The sequence below is a fragment of the Streptomyces sp. ADI95-17 genome (assembly GCF_003846175.1).
GTDB classification, from domain to species: Bacteria; Actinomycetota; Actinomycetes; order Streptomycetales; family Streptomycetaceae; genus Streptomyces; species Streptomyces sanglieri.
On the sequence record NZ_ML123050.1, the window covers coordinates 718,409 to 732,574 of the forward strand.

Consider the following 14,166-nt stretch of genomic DNA (forward strand, 5'->3'; position numbering starts at 1 on the left):
TCGGCGAGGACAGCAGTTCTCGGTGCGACCTGCGGTCCCGGAGCTGGACCCCGGCGGAGGTGGTGCCCTTCTTGATGAACCCGGTGTCGTCGATGATGAGGACTCCGTCGAAGTGGCCTCCCCCGGTCCGAGCAGCACCGACCCGGCATCCTCGGGGGATGAACGGGCGGACCAGCGACCTCCCTGGCACACCGGTCATGCCAGAAGCGGGATCACCTGCATCCGACCGATGGCGCACTGGCGCGCGCCCGCACCCTTGCGTCGATAATTACGCCATGATGCACATTCGCAAAGGGCGCCACCCGCCGACCCCACTTGACGCTCCATCAGGAAACTCAGCAAAGAGTCGGCATCAATACCGCGCGGAACCGCTTCGAAACGCCATGAACCGCCAAGATCAATAATCCGCCCCACCCATCCTGACCTGTGAAAACCGTGCTCAACAGCTTGCCCGCCAAGCTCACCAGGAGGTACCCGTGAGGATGCTGATCAACGTCCCCGAAACCGTTGTCGCGGACGCACTGCGCGGTATGGCCGCCGCCCACCCCGAGCTGACCGTGGACGTCGAGAACCGGGTCGTCGTACGGCGTGACGCGCCCGTGGCCGGGAAGGTGGCGCTGGTCTCCGGCGGCGGCTCCGGGCACGAGCCGCTGCATGCGGGGTTCGTCGGGCCGGGGATGCTCTCCGCGGCCTGCCCCGGAGAGGTGTTCACCTCGCCCGTGCCGGACCAGATGGTGCGGGCCGCCGCCGCGGTCGACAGCGGGGCGGGGGTGCTGTTCGTCGTCAAGAACTACACGGGCGACGTGCTGAACTTCGAGATGGCCGCGGAGCTCGCCGAGGACGAGGGTGTCCGGGTCGCCCGGGTACTGGTCGATGACGACGTGGCCGTGACCGACAGTCTCTTCACGGCGGGACGCCGGGGCACGGGCGCCACCCTGTTCGTCGAGAAGATCGCCGGGGCCGCGGCCGACGAGGGCGCCCCGCTGGAACGGGTGGAGGCCGTCGCCCGGCAGGTGAACGAGGCCTCGCGGAGTTTCGGGGTGGCTCTCGGCGCCGTCACCACACCGGCCAAGGGCTCCCCCACGTTCGATCTGCCGCCGGGTGAGCTGGAGCTCGGCATCGGCATTCACGGCGAGCCGGGGCGCGAGCGCCGGCCCATGATGACCTCGCGGGAGATCGCGGACTTCGCCGTGCACGCGGTGCTGGACGACCTGCGGCCGACCGGACCGGTGATCGTGCTGGTCAACGGCATGGGCGCGACGCCGCTGCTGGAGCTGTACGGGTTCGCTGCCGAGGTCCGGCGGGTGCTGTCCGAGCGGGGCGTCGTCGCGGCTCGTACGCTCGTGGGGAACTATGTGACCTCGCTCGACATGGCGGGCTGTTCCGTGACGGTCTGCCAGGTGGACGAGGAACTGCTGCGGCTCTGGGACGCGCCGGTGGAGACTCCGGCGCTGCGCTGGGGCCGCTGATCCGCCGGTACGCCACCCCGTCATGCTGGAGCGACAAGGAGATCATGTGCTCGACACCAACTTCTTCCACCGTTGGATGACCGCGGCCGCGGCTGAGGTGAGCCGTGAGGCGGACCACCTCACCGACCTCGACTCCGCGATCGGGGACGCCGATCACGGCAGCAACATGCGGCGCGGCTTCGCGGCGGTGACCTCGGTCCTGGACAACGAGGTGCCGCAGACCCCGGGGGCCGTACTGATGCTGGCCGGAAGGCAGTTGATCTCGACCGTCGGCGGCGCGTCGGGCCCGTTGTACGGGACGCTGCTGCGGCGGACCGGAAAGGCCCTGGGCGATGCCCCCGCCGTGACGCCGGAGCAGTTGGCGCAGGCGCTCGGGGTGGGCGTCGCGGCCGTGGCGCAGCTCGGTGGGGCGCAGGCCGGGGACAAGACGATGCTGGACGCGCTGCTGCCGGCCGCCGAGGCGCTCGGCACTTCGTTCGCGGCGGCCCGGGAGGCGGCCGAGGCGGGGGCACTGGCGACGGTGCCGATGCAGGCCCGCAAGGGCAGGGCGAGTTATCTGGGTGAGCGCAGCATCGGCCATCAGGACCCCGGGGCGACGTCCTCGGCCCTGCTGATCGCCGCGCTGGCCGACACCGCGGCGGCGGACGGGGACGGCGCATGAGCGACACGAGTCAGGTCGGGATCGTGCTGGTCTCGCACAGCGGCCCGGTGGCCGAGTCCGTGGCCGAGCTGGCCCGGGGGCTCGCGGCGGGCGGCGCCACGGCGCCGGTGGCCGCCGCCGGTGGCACCCCGGCGGGTGGTCTCGGGACGAGTGCGGAGCTGATCGCCGAGGCCGCCAGGTCGGTGGACTCCGGCGCGGGCGTCGCGCTGCTGGTCGATCTGGGCAGTGCGGTGCTCACGGTCAAGTCGATGCTGGCCGAGGGTGACGAGCTGCCGGACGGCTCGCGGCTGGTGGACGCGCCGTTCGTGGAGGGTGCCGTGGCGGCCGTGGTCACCGCGTCGGCGGGCGGTGACATCGCGGCAGTGGAGGCCGCGGCGTCGGAGGCGTACGGGTACCGCAAGGTGTAGCGGAGGGGCCGCCCGCCCCCTGGTCGGGGTGCGGGCGGCCCCGGTCCGGCTCCCGGTCCTCAGGCCGCCGACGCGGCCCCGGTCGCGCCGATCGTGATCCGTACCCGCTGTGTCGTGCCGTTGACCGTCACGGCGAGGGTGATCGTGCCCGGCCTAAGTGCGGTCAGGGTGCCGGTGGACGGGTCGAGGACCGCCGTGTGGCGGTGGCGGACACCGTCTCGGTCACCGATGTGCACGTTCGGCGAGCCGGTCCAGTCCGCGGCCAGCGGGAAGGCGACGGGGACGCTGCGCGCCCCCTGGGTGACGGTCGCGGTGACCTTCGTACGGCTTCCGGTGCCGAGCACCGGGGGTGCGTCGATCTTCAGCGCGTCCACGTGTGCGCGGGTCTGCACGGAGATCCAGTCGGGTCCGCCCTGCCACGGCCGTTGCCGTGCCGCGGCCTGTGCTCCGCGGCCGATCCGGTCGGCGCCGATCAGCGACCAGCCGGTGAAGCCGCCTTCGTCGGCGGGTCCGGCCGGCGCCTTGCCGGAGTTGCCGTTGATCAGATACGGCACTCCGTCGACGTGCGAGGCGTGGAAGACCCCGACGTGACTGCCGATGAAGGCCGCGCCCTTGCCCGTCGTGCGACGGAAGTCGGCGAGCCACTGTTCGACCAGGGCAGCCTCCTTGCGGTCCCCGAGCCGGCTGCCCTTCTGCACGGTCGGATCGCGCGGCGGCACGTGCTCGATGAGCATCAGCGAATCGACGGTCCGGTCCTTCGCCGCCGCGTCCAGCTGATCGCGGAGCTGCTTGATCTGGGCGAAGCCGCCGCCGCGCAGGCTGAGGCTGGAGGTGTCGAGGGTGATGACACGGGTGCCCTTGTGGTCGAACGTCCGCTGGGCGGGCCCGAATTCGGTGATGAAGTTGTCGATCCGGCCGCCCATCACCTCGTGGTTGCCCGGTACGTAGTACCAGGGCAGCGAGTCGCCGAGCTCCTCCGTGAGGACGCGGCGGGCGAAGGCCAGGTCCGCGGGCGATCCCTCGTCGACGAGGTCGCCGTTGACGACCAGGAAGTCCGGGTCCGCCGCCTTGATCTCGCGCAGGGTGCGCCGGGCCTGGGCGACGATCGGGCTGTCCGGGTCGCGGGCGACGAACTGGGCGTCGGACATCACCGCGAACCGCCAGTCCCTGCGCCCGGTCACAGCCGCCGGGTCGATCAGCGGGTCGGCGGGAGCGGCCTGTTCGGGCAGCTCGACGGTGGGCGGGACCTGGGCGGTGAGGTCGTCGATCACGATCCCGCCCGTGTACTGCTTGTCCGCCGCGGTCTCCGCGAGGTAGAAGCGGGACACCGAGAGCGGCATGGCGGCTCCCGCGGGCACGGCGAAGGTGATCTGCCGCCAGCCGTTCCAGGTGACGTACGGTCCGCGCAGCAGCTGGTCGGAGCCGGCGGCGTCCTTGAGGTGCAGGGTGGGCCAGGCGCCCCGGCCGTCGCCCTTGATCCACAGCTTGAACGACTGGGGCTGGCCGGGCACGGTGACCGGCTGGGGCGGGGCGGCGTAGGCGGCGCGGGTGGCGGTGGACCGGGTGAAGTCGTAGTCGAGCTTCAGTCCGGTGCCGGTGTGGCCGTCGGAGGTGGCCGTCAGCGATCCGTCCGCGCGGGCCTGGCTGAACTTCCAGGATCCGGCGTCGTCGAAGGTGGAGACGGCCTGCTCGGTGAGGCCGACGCTGACGGCGAGGACGGTGGTGGTGCCCGCGACGGTCGCCTTGATCTGTCCGGCGCCGGAGCCGGTGCGCGAGGAGACGGTGAACGAGCCCTGCCCGTCGTCGCGGATGTCGAAGAGGGCGTGGTCGTAGTCGAGTTCGATGTCGCGCGGTTCGACGGGGGCGCTGGTGCCGTGGGCGTCGAGCCCGACGATGCCGAAGGTGCCGGTCGCCCCGCCGTCGGCGAGGCCCACTCGCTGGGTGGTGGGCTCGATCCGGGCCAGCTCGTCGAGGACGGTCAGTGACGTGCTTCCGCGCGCCGGCCCGTGTTCGGCGCGTACGTCGGTGGTGCCGCTGCGGCGTGCGGTGAAGAGCCCGTCGCTGTCGACCGTGCCGACCGATCCGTGTGCGGTGCGCCAGCGCGGGGTGCCCTGCGCGGGGCCGTACGTCTCGTCGTATCCGCTCGCGGTGAGGCGTCGGGTGAGACCGGGGAAGACCCGGTCGGGGTGTCCGCCCTTGACCGGGTCGACGCCGGGTGCGGCGTCGGCGGGCGTGCGGGGCTGCACCCAGTAGCCCTTCAGCCGTCCGCTGCCGTCAGGGGCGGTGAGGGCCAGGCCGTTGGGAACGGTGCGTTCGCTGCCGTCGGACGGGCTGTTCTCCACCCGGAGCGCGTCGCTGCCGGGTTGGCGGGCGACGAGGGTCGACGATCCGCCGCCGTCCAGGTTGAGTGCGCTGTACGAGCCGGCGCGCCGCATCATCTGGGCGAGTTCGGTGAGGGTGACGCCGCCGCTGTCGGCCTGCCGTCCGTCGACGGTGAGGACCTGCATGGTCCGGCCGTCCTTGGAGAAGCCGACGGCGGTACGGGGCGCGGCGGTGTTGTTGCCCTCGCCGTCGTGGTTCTGCGCGACCCCGTCAACGACGAGAAGTTCCCGTCCGCCGACGGCGGTGCGCGGCACGGCCCCGCTGTCGGTGCGGGCCCGGTAGGTCAGGGACACCGGGTCACCGGGCTTCAGCGCGCCGAGTGCGACGGCGCCGGCCTCACGGCCGACCAGGACGGTGGTGCCTTCGGGGACGGCCCCCGAGCCGGGCGCGGGCGAGACGGATACGACCTTGCCGTCCCGTACGAGCGCTTCGGCGACCGGAGTGGCGCTGTCCACGGCCAGGGCGCGGTCGGCGGTGCCCCAGGCGGAGGTGTACGCGCCGACTCCGCCGGCCGGCACATTGGCGGCGTTGTACGCGGCGAGCGGCCGCTGCCCGGCGGGCAGCGTGAGCGTGCCCTCGAAGTACAGGTTCAGGATGCGGCCCGCGTTGTCGGGGCCGATGCCGACGGCGCGGTTGATCCCGGGGGCGGGCGACTGGACGGTGGCCCCGTCCTTGATGCCGATCCCTTCGGGAGCGCCCGTCTGGTTGATGTCGAAGAAGTCGGCGTTGATCGCGGCGACGGTGCGGCGGCCGCGGCCCGCGTCGTGTCCGGCGGCGAGTTCGGAGACGGTGTGCCGTTCGGAGACCTTGCCGGAGGAGAGGTAGTCGGCACGTACTCCGCTGCCGGCGAGGTCGACCGAGAGGTTGTCGACCCGCAGCCACTTGTCGGACTCCAGCCGGTCGTACGAGCTGAGGCGGACCCCGGGGGCGACGGGGCGGGACGTGCGTGCCGTCTCGATGCCGTCGCCGTCCGCGACCGCTCCGGTCTGCTCCGCCGGGTTGCTCGCGGGTGGTGGCGCGACCGGTCTGAGGACCTCGGCAGAGGTGCGGGGTCGTGGGTCGGGGGTCGAATCGGCGAGTGCGGGGGAGATCGCGCCGAGGGTCAGAGCGGTCACCGTCGCGAGCAGTACGAGCGGGCGCGCGGCCGTTCCCGGTCCCCGCTCCGCCCTCCCGCGCGGGCCGGCCGTCCTGCCGACTGTGCCAAGGGCCACAAGTCCTCCTGGGTTCCCGATGGTTGCGTGGCCCGGTCCGGGCGCAGGCGTTGTCGGCGGACAGCATGGCCGCGTGCGCGGGGCCGCACCAGGGGGCATGGGGAACCTCGCGGCGAACAGGACGCGTCGGCTCGATGACGGCAATGATCAGCGCGAAAGGGGTGTCGTCGGCGGTGGTGTGCTCGGGCCGGGCCGCAGACTTGACGGCATGCCATCCCAGAAGCGCACCAGGCGCAGTGCGGGTCTTCTCCTGTTCCGACGGTCGGGCGAGGCCGGTTTCGAGGTGCTCATCGGGCACATGGGCGGCCCGTTCTGGGCGGGTCGCGAGAGTGCGGCCTGGTCGATCCCCAAGGGGGAGTACGGCCCGGAGGAGGAGCCGGAGGCCGCCGCCCGGCGTGAGTTCGGGGAGGAGTTCGGGAGTCCGGCGCCGGACGGTGAGTGGGTGGCGCTGGGCGAGGCACGTCAGTCGGGCGGCAAGACCGTGACGGTGTGGGCGCTGGAGGCGGATCTCGACGCCGCGACTGCCGTTCCGGGGACATTCGGCATGGAGTGGCCGAAGGGGTCGGGGGTGCGGCGGGAGTTCCCGGAGGTCGACCGGTTCGCCTGGTGCACGCCCCGGGAGGCGGCGGAACGGCTGGTCACCGGGCAGCGGGTCTTCCTCGACCGGCTGCGGGAACACCTGGCGGGCGGACGGGCGGGGGATGCCTGACCGGGAGGGGATCCGGGCAGGCCGCCGGACGGGCGGGCGGCGGGGATCGGCCGGTCAGTGCTGCGCGTTCTCGCCCTGTGCCGCCTCGATGCTGCTGTGCAGATCGCTCGTCGCGTCGAGCGCGGCGGCTCCGGAGGCGACCAGGCAGGCCAGCAGCGCCGCTGCCGCGGCACGGCCGACCCGGGGCCGTGCGGCGTTCCGGCCGAGCAGGGCGGCGACTCGGCGCGGGACGGGCCCGGCGGCGGCGGCGAGCGCCACGCGCGGGCGGGGCCGCGGGGTGCCTTCGGCGGCGTGTGCGGCGAGGGCGGCCCGGCCGATGGCCCGGGCGGCGATCCGCCGGTCGCCGACCGCATCGGCGGCCGCCTCGTCGGCGCAGCGTTCGAGGGCGTAGGCCATGGGGGCGCGCAGGGTACGCAGCGCCGGGTGGCAGAGCGCCGCCGCCTCGATCGCGGCGATGAACAGGTGGTGACGGCCCACGAGATGGGCGCGTTCGTGCGCCAGCAGGGCATCGCGTTCGGCGGGGTCGAGGGCGCGCAGCATCCCCGTGGTGACGACGATCCGGCCGGGAGTGCCGGGGCGGCCGGGCAGTGCGTAGGCGTCGGGGCGGCCGTCGCGCAGCACGGCCAGTTCGCCGTCGGCGCGTCCTTCGAGCCGTCCGGCCCGGCGCAGTTCCGCCCAGTGGCGGCGGGCGGCGCGGACGACGGCGGCGGCGCAGCCCACGAGGAGGGCCAGTGCGGCGGCGGCCAGCGGCACGGTGGCGGCCGGGACTGCGTCGGAGAGCGGTCTGACCAGCTCACCCAGGGCGGAGACCACGGAGAACCGGGTCGCGCCGGGCACCACCAGCAGGGCCAGGGCGAGGAGGCTGCACAGGGCGAGGCCGGCGCCGGTCGCGGCGAGCAGTCGTACGGCGCGCACCGGCGAGAGCGCGTCCGCCAGACGGCGGGCCGCTGGCACCGCCAGGAACGGCATCAGCAGCGGCACCCACACTGCGTAGATCACGGGGCCTCCCCGCACTCGGCGTGGTTCACGAGGTCTTCCCGCACTCGGCGTGGTTCACGAGGTCTTCCCGCACTCGGCGTGGTTCACGAGGTCTCCCCGCGGCCGGCGTGGTTCATGAGGTCTCCCCGTCGAGCAGGTCCCGGAGCAGTCGCTCGTCCTCGTCGGTTAGCTGGGAGACGAAGCGGGCCAGGGCGGTGCTGCGGTCCTCCTGCTTCCGCAGCTCGCTGTGCATGCGGCGGGCGGTCAGTCCGGGCTCGTCCTCGGTGGGCGTGTAGGCGAATCCGCGGCCGGCCCGGGTGCGGTCGACCGCGCCCTTCTCGTACAGGCGCGACAGGATCGTGGTGACGGTGGTGCGGGCGAGTTCCGCGCCGATCGCGCCCTGGACCTGGCCGGGGGTGAGCGGCGTTCCGGCGGCCCAGAGCGCCGCCAGGATCGTGGACTCCAGCTCACCGGCGGGCCGGCGGTCGGGCGCGGCGGGGTGTGGTGACGGGTGGTGCGGGACCGCTTCCGGCGTCGGACCGGATGCCGGTTCGTCGTGCGGGCGGGGGCCGGGTCCGCCGTTCGATATCCCCTTCACCTGGGACATGGGAACTCTCCTCCCCCTTCGGGCGTCTACAGTGATGTAGACCGTCTACATCACTGTAGTCAGTCCGGGCGCTCCGTCGGGCCGCCCGCTCACCATTATGGGAGACCTTCCACCGTGTCCGTATTCTCACTGGCATCCGCGCCACAGGCGGTGAACCTGCTGGACGCGGGGTCACTGCTCGGGGCGTTCGGCGCGCTCGGCATCGCCGTCGTGCTCTTCGCCGAGACGGGACTGCTCGTCGGCTTCTTCCTCCCCGGCGATTCGCTGCTGTTCACGGCGGGCCTGCTCTGTGTGTCCGGCGCCCACGGTCCGGTGCGGCTGTCATTGCCGCAGGTGCTGGTCGCCGCCGTCGCCGGCGCGCTGCTGGGCGCCCAGGCGGGCTACTGGATCGGCCAACGGGGCGGACGGGCCCTGCTCGCCCGCAGCCGTTCCCGACGGCTTCACGAGGGCGCCGCCCGCGCCGAGGAGCTTCTCGGCAGATACGGCCACGCGCGGGCGATCGTGCTGGCCCGCTTCGTACCCGTCGTGCGTACGGTGCTCAACCCGCTGGCCGGGGCACTCGATGTCCCGGCCCGGGTGTTCGCGCTCTGGCAGGCCGTCGGCGGGGTGGTCTGGACCGTCGGACTGGTCCTCGCGGGATACGCGCTGGGGTCCTCGGTGCCGAACGTCGACCGCTATCTGCTGCCGATCGTCGCCCTCGTGGTCGTGGTCTCCCTCGTCCCGCTCGCCGCCGAACTGCTCCGCTCCCGGGGCCGTCGCACCCCCGAAGGGGAGAACAGCTGATGCCGCTCGCCTCCGCCGCCACCTCGACCGACGGTGCTCTGTACATCTGGATCACCGAGCTGGCGCAGCGCTCCCCCACCGCCGTGGACTCCGCCGTCCGGATCTGGTCGGACTACGGGCTCCTCCTGTTCGCCGCACTGATGCTCGCGTCGTGGTGGCGCTCCCGCTCCGGCGATCCCGCCCGCACCGCCATGGCGCTCTGCGCCCCGCTCGTCGTGGTGGCCGCGTACCTCGCCAATGACCTGGTGAAGTCGGTCTTCCACGAGCAGCGGCCCTGCCAAACCCTCCATGTCGTCACGGTGGAGGCATGCCCGGCGCTCGGTGACTGGTCCTTCCCCAGCAATCACGCCGCCATCGCGGCGGCCGCGGCGACGGCGCTCTGGCTGACCGACCGCAGGCTCGGGGCGATCGCGGTGCCCGCCGCCTTGCTGATGGCCGCGTCCCGGGTGTGGATCGGTGTGCACTACCCGCACGATGTGCTGATCGGGCTGGTGACCGGCGCGCTCGTCGCCTGGCTGCTGACGACGGCGGCACGGCGCTGCGCCCCGGCGGTGGTCCGGCTGCGCGGCACTCCGCTGCGGCCTCTGGTGGCGACGCGGTGAGCCGGGACGCTCCGGGGCCGGTGCCCTCTACCGGGTGGCGCCGCCGGGGAGGCGGATGACGGCGCGGCCGCCGTCTAGGTCGACGGTGGAGCGGTGGGGCGGGGCGCCGTCCTCCTCGTCGTCGCGCATCAGCAGGGCGCTCCGGCGCTCCTTCAGCTCGCTCTGCTTGCCGGGCGAGAAGCTCGCGTGCAGCTGCTCGAATCCCGTCGCCGACACCTGCCCCTGCCGTGCGCCGTTGCGCCACGGCAGCAGGCCGGCCCGGCCCGCGCGCAGCATCAGCTGGTCGATAAAGGCGACCGCGGTGAGCCCGATCACGAGTCCGGGCAGAGTCATCAGCGCGACGAATTCCATCCGCCCAGTCTCCCCCGCGGGTGGTGCGCCGCGCATCGGTCGGGGGTATGACGATGCGGGCCGCCGCACCGTGCGACGGCCCGCATCGCCGTGGGTGAGAAGGGGGTTCCGGGCCGGTCAGCCGTTGGGGAGGATGACCGCGCGGCCGTTGATCTTGCCGTGGTGCAGCCGCTCGTACGCCAGCGGCGCCTCGTCCAGGGAGTACGTCTCCACATGGACCTCGACCGCTCCGGCGCGGGCGAGGTCGAGCACCTCGGCGAGCTCGGAGCGCGATCCCCAGTACGGGGAGGTCACCGTCGTGTTGTACGGCAGCGAGCCGAAGCCGACCGGCAGCGCACCGCCGCCGAGGCCGACGATCGTGACGTCGGAGTCGATGGCGGCCGCGGCCCCGGCGGTGGCGACGGTGGGCGGCGCCCCGACGAAGTCGAGGACGACCTGTGCGCCGATCCCTCCGGTGAGTTCGCGGACCTTCGCCGCCGCGTCCTTGTCGGACAGCACGGTCTCGTGGGCGCCGACGGCTCGGGCGAGGGCGAGCTTGTCCTCGGCCACGTCGAGGGCGATGACGCGGACGGCCGTCATGGCCCGCAGCAGCTGGATCGCGACGTGGCCCAGGCCGCCGGTGCCGATGACGACGGCGGTGGCGCCCGGCACCAGCTTGGGCAGCGAACGCTTGATCGCGTGGTACGGGGTCAGGCCCGCGTCGGTGAGCGGCACGGCCTGCACCGGGTCGAGGTCGCCGAGGGGCACCAGGTGGCGCGGGTCGTCGACGATCATGTACTCGGCCATGGCGCCGGGTGCGCCGAGTCCGGGCGGCGCGATGCCGAGCTCCTTGGCGCGCAGGCAGTAGTTCTCCTTGCCCTCGGCGCACTTGACGCAGGTGCCGCAGCCCCAGGGGCCGTAGACCGCGACGGACTCGCCGACGGTGAGCCCGCTCACCCCGTCACCGAGGGCGGCGACGGTGCCCACGCCCTCGTGGCCGAGGGTGAGCGGCAGCGGGAAGGGGATCTGCTCCGCCGGCCAGCTCATCACGGCGATGTCGGAGTGGCAGACGCCCGCGGCGGTGACCTTCAGCATCACCTGCCCGGGGCCGGGCTCGGGGTCGGGCACGGTGACGACCTCGGGTGCCGCGCCCACGGTGCGGTACTGAACGGCCTTCATGGAATTCTCCTCACGTTCTTTGCTCCATTGCTCGCCCCCCGTTGCCCCCGTCCGCCACTCAGGAGGCGGAGTAGCCGCCGTCCACCAGGTGGTAGCTGCCGTGGATGAAGGAGGCGCGGTCGGAGAGCAGGAAGGCGGCGAGTTCGGCCACTTCCTCCGCCTTGCCGAGGCGTCCGGCCGGGTGCAGCGAGATCAGGTGGTCGCGGGCCACGCTGTCGGTGTTGCGCAGCAGTGGGGTGTCGATGAAGCCGGGGCCGACAGCGTTGACGCGGACGTTCCGGGCCGCGTATTCGAGGGCCGCCGTCTTGGTGAGGCCGACGACGCCGTGCTTGGCGGCCACGTAGGCGGGGGATCCGGCGAAGCCGTTGGTGCCGAGGATCGACGACATGTTGACGACGGCGCCGCCGCCGGCCGCGACGATGGCGGGAAGCTCGTAGCGCATCGAGTAGAAGACGCCGCTGAGGTTGGTGGCGACGACCCGGTTCCAGTCGTCGATGCCGTACTCACCGGTGGGGTTGCTGGGGCCGCCGATGCCCGCGTTGTTGACGGCGAGGTGCAGGGCACCGAAGGTGTCGACGGCGAACTGCACGCCCGCTTCGACGGAGGCGGGGTCGGTCACGTCCATGGCGACCGCGGCGGCCTCGGCGCCGGCGCTCTGCAGTTCGGCGACCGCCTTGCGGGCACTGGCCTCGTCGTAGTCGGCGACGACGACGGACGCGCCGCCCGCGGCCAGCCGGTGGGCCAGGGCCAGTCCGATGCCGGAGGCGCCGCCGGTGATGAGGGCGGTCCGGCCGGCGAACTCCTGGTCGGCGGGGGTGGGGGTGGTGCTCATGATTCTGTGCTTCCTTCCGTGGTGCTGTGCGGCGCCTGCCCGGCGGGAGGCTGCGCGAGCAGTTCCCCGGCGAGGGCGTCGAAGGCCTCCCCGATCAGTCGGGGCAGGCCGTCCGGTTGCCCGGCGCGTACCCAGGCGGCCTGGGCCGCGAGGAGTGCCCCGGCGCCCGCGGCGACCGTGACGGCGGGGCGGATGTCGTGTCGCGGGTCTACCCCGAGCCGGTCCGCGACGATGGCGACCGAGTCCTCCTGGGCGTCCACCCGGATGTGGTGGAACGCCGCGTAGAGGGTCGGTTCCTGTTCGGCGAGGACCAGCAGGTCGAAGATCCGCTCGCGCCGGTGCCAGGCCCGCGCTCCGGGGTCTTCGATCCAGTCCAGGACGGCCCGGCGGTACGCGGTGAGCGGGGGCTCGTCGGCGGGGCGGGCCCGCAGGGCGTCGTTGATCCGGTCGCCGTCGCCCCGGAGCGAGTCCAGGGCCGCGGCTTCCTTGCTCGTGAAGTACCGGCTGAAGGTGCGCCGGTCGACGTCCGCGCGTTCCGCGATCTCCTCGACCGTCACATTCCGCAGACCCCGGTCGAGTACGAGCTCGAACGCGGCCTGCGCCAGTGTGTCCCGGGTTCTGCGGGCCTTGCGGCTCCGCCGCTCCGGGGTCTTCCGTTCCGGATTCATAAGTGCACCGTACACCTGAAAATGTCCCGACGCGACATGAGTCTCGTCGGGACATTCGATGGTCACCGGAGTCGTCCTCCCCGCCCGGCTACCGGCCGCTGAACGCCACGGCCGCCCGGCGGGCGCCATGGTCCGCCGGCCCGGTCCGGGGCGGCGTGCCGTCCGGGGCCCGGCGCAGAGCGAGCACGGCGGTGTCGTCACGCCGTACGCCGCCGGAGAACGTCTCCAGGTCCGCGTGGAGCGCCTCCAGCAGCTCGACCGGCCCCAGTGCCGCCCAGCGGCTCAGCCGGGTGTCCAACGGGTAGAAGGCGCCGGACGGGTCACGGGCCTCGGTCACCCCGTCGGTGCAGAGCAGGAGCGTGGCGTCGGCCGGAACGTCCAGCGGTTCCGCGGCCCGCGCCTCGGGGCTGAGTTCCGCCATGCCCAGCGGGACGGAGGTGCGGCGCAGCGGGAGTGCGCGGACCACTCCCCGGTGCAGCAGCCGGGGCGCCAGGTGGCCGCAGTTGACGGCCTGGACCCGGTCGCTCCCGTCGAAGCCGAGCACCAGTGCGGTGACGAAGCGTTCGATCTCGCCGGTCTGGGCGGAGAACGTGTTGTGCCGGGCGACCGCGTCCTCCAGGGCGTCGACCACCCCGGTCAGGTCGGGCTCCCGGATGGCCGCTTCCCGGAACGCGCCGAGCACGGCGAAGCCCACGCCGATCGCGGCGAGTCCCTTGCCCTGGACGTCCCCGATGATCACCCGGGTTCCGTAGGGCGACTCGACGACCTCGTAGATGTCGCCGCCGACCAGACGGTCCTCCTCGATCGGGGTGTAGATGCCGTGGGCGAGGACCTGGTCGGTCAGGATGGGCAGCGGGCGCAGGATCTGGCGCTGGAGCGCTCCGGCGGCGGAGCGCAGCCGGGCGATCTGGGTGGCGTGGCGGATCCGCAGCACGCACGCGCCGACCCCCAGGAAACAGGCCAGCACGGTGAAGGCGACGCTGGTCATGGTGTCCCAGAAGGTTCCGCCGTCCACCATCCGTGAGCAGGCGACGACGACCGTGACCCAGCTGGCCACGCCGATGGTCTGCCGGACCGTTCCGAAGACGGAGACGAGAGCGGGGATGACCACCAGCAGCGGGATGAGGTGCAGGTCCTCCCCGGTCCGGAAGTCCAGGAGGCCGACCAGCGCGGTCAGCAGTGCCAGCCCCCCGAACAGCGCCGGGTTCCCGACCCGCTGCCGGCCCACGGCGGCCTCCCCCGGGTCCGTGGTGCCCGGAAGCGTCGCTCCACGCGTCACCCGTCGGCGCTGAAGCCCGATGGTCACGGCCGGCTCCTCCCGTCCTCGGGCCGACCCGGTGCCGGCTCC

General features: G+C 73.1%; 14 protein-coding genes and 1 pseudogene. 6 read left to right on the forward strand and 9 right to left on the reverse strand.

The genetic code is table 11. The features are described 5' to 3' along the window. Positions 1-106: pseudogene (locus EES42_RS46655) on the reverse strand (transposase); the annotation flags it as partial. 370 nt (positions 107-476) lie between these two features. Here EES42_RS46655 and dhaK point away from each other — a divergent pair. Genes dhaK through EES42_RS34010 form a run of 3 tightly spaced genes read left to right on the forward strand, consistent with a single transcriptional unit; the run spans position 477 to position 2,537 of the window. Continuing rightward, a complete protein-coding gene (gene dhaK / locus EES42_RS34000; RefSeq protein ID WP_124722047.1) occupies positions 477-1,469 on the forward strand; it encodes a dihydroxyacetone kinase subunit DhaK in 993 nt (330 codons plus the stop codon). A 46-nt stretch (positions 1,470-1,515) separates the two neighbouring features. Then, entirely contained in the window at positions 1,516-2,130 is a 615-nt protein-coding gene (gene dhaL, locus EES42_RS34005; protein ID WP_124722048.1) for a dihydroxyacetone kinase subunit DhaL, read from the forward strand. After that, positions 2,127-2,537: a PTS-dependent dihydroxyacetone kinase phosphotransferase subunit DhaM gene (locus tag EES42_RS34010; protein ID WP_124722049.1), complete on the forward strand. Its 411-nt coding sequence runs from the start codon at positions 2,127-2,129 to the stop codon at positions 2,535-2,537. The genes dhaL and EES42_RS34010 overlap by 4 nt, the downstream gene beginning before the upstream one ends. 59 nt (positions 2,538-2,596) lie before the next feature. Here the strand turns inward: EES42_RS34010 and EES42_RS34015 are convergent, their stop codons facing one another. Continuing rightward, on the reverse strand, positions 2,597-6,046 hold the full coding sequence (locus EES42_RS34015) for a phosphodiester glycosidase family protein (RefSeq protein ID WP_241196782.1): 3,450 nt from the start codon (positions 6,044-6,046) through the stop codon (positions 2,597-2,599). 292 nt (positions 6,047-6,338) lie between these two features. Between EES42_RS34015 and EES42_RS34020 the strand changes: the two genes are divergently transcribed. Continuing rightward, positions 6,339-6,839 carry an NUDIX domain-containing protein gene (locus EES42_RS34020; RefSeq protein ID WP_124722051.1) on the forward strand — a complete coding sequence of 167 codons (501 nt, stop codon included), beginning with the start codon at positions 6,339-6,341 and terminating at the stop codon, positions 6,837-6,839. 54 nt (positions 6,840-6,893) lie between these two features. On the opposite strand, the gene EES42_RS34025 is transcribed toward EES42_RS34020, so the two are convergent. Both EES42_RS34025 and EES42_RS34030 read right to left on the reverse strand, forming a co-directional pair. Then, complete coding sequence (locus EES42_RS34025) at positions 6,894-7,838, reverse strand: M56 family metallopeptidase (RefSeq protein ID WP_206433730.1); 945 nt, start codon at positions 7,836-7,838, stop codon at positions 6,894-6,896. A gap of 112 nt (positions 7,839-7,950) precedes the next feature. Further along, positions 7,951-8,283 carry a BlaI/MecI/CopY family transcriptional regulator gene (locus EES42_RS34030; protein ID WP_241196783.1) on the reverse strand — a complete coding sequence of 111 codons (333 nt, stop codon included), beginning with the start codon at positions 8,281-8,283 and terminating at the stop codon, positions 7,951-7,953. Between the two features lie 255 nt (positions 8,284-8,538). On the opposite strand from EES42_RS34030, the gene EES42_RS34035 reads away from it, so the two are divergent. Both EES42_RS34035 and EES42_RS34040 read left to right on the forward strand, forming a co-directional pair. After that, positions 8,539-9,207 (forward strand): DedA family protein, encoded by a 669-nt coding sequence (locus EES42_RS34035; RefSeq protein WP_241196762.1) that lies wholly within the window; start codon positions 8,539-8,541, stop codon positions 9,205-9,207. After that, positions 9,207-9,809: a phosphatase PAP2 family protein gene (locus EES42_RS34040; RefSeq protein ID WP_124722053.1), complete on the forward strand. Its 603-nt coding sequence runs from the start codon at positions 9,207-9,209 to the stop codon at positions 9,807-9,809. Before EES42_RS34035 ends, EES42_RS34040 begins: the two co-directional genes overlap by 1 nt. Before the next feature lie 27 nt (positions 9,810-9,836). Here the strand turns inward: EES42_RS34040 and EES42_RS34045 are convergent, their stop codons facing one another. From EES42_RS34045 to EES42_RS34065, 5 genes are all read right to left on the reverse strand, one after another. Beyond that, entirely contained in the window at positions 9,837-10,160 is a 324-nt protein-coding gene (locus EES42_RS34045; RefSeq protein WP_124722054.1) for a DUF6191 domain-containing protein, read from the reverse strand. A 117-nt stretch (positions 10,161-10,277) separates the two neighbouring features. Continuing rightward, a complete protein-coding gene (locus EES42_RS34050) occupies positions 10,278-11,318 on the reverse strand; it encodes an NAD(P)-dependent alcohol dehydrogenase (protein WP_124722055.1) in 1,041 nt (346 codons plus the stop codon). Between the two features lie 58 nt (positions 11,319-11,376). After that, entirely contained in the window at positions 11,377-12,150 is a 774-nt protein-coding gene (locus EES42_RS34055; protein WP_124722056.1) for an SDR family NAD(P)-dependent oxidoreductase, read from the reverse strand. Next, positions 12,147-12,818: a TetR family transcriptional regulator gene (locus EES42_RS34060; RefSeq protein ID WP_124722057.1), complete on the reverse strand. Its 672-nt coding sequence runs from the start codon at positions 12,816-12,818 to the stop codon at positions 12,147-12,149. Before EES42_RS34060 ends, EES42_RS34055 begins: the two co-directional genes overlap by 4 nt. A gap of 88 nt (positions 12,819-12,906) precedes the next feature. Next, on the reverse strand, positions 12,907-14,124 hold the full coding sequence (locus EES42_RS34065; protein ID WP_124722058.1) for a PP2C family protein-serine/threonine phosphatase: 1,218 nt from the start codon (positions 14,122-14,124) through the stop codon (positions 12,907-12,909). Positions 14,125-14,166: the final 42 nt, after the last annotated feature.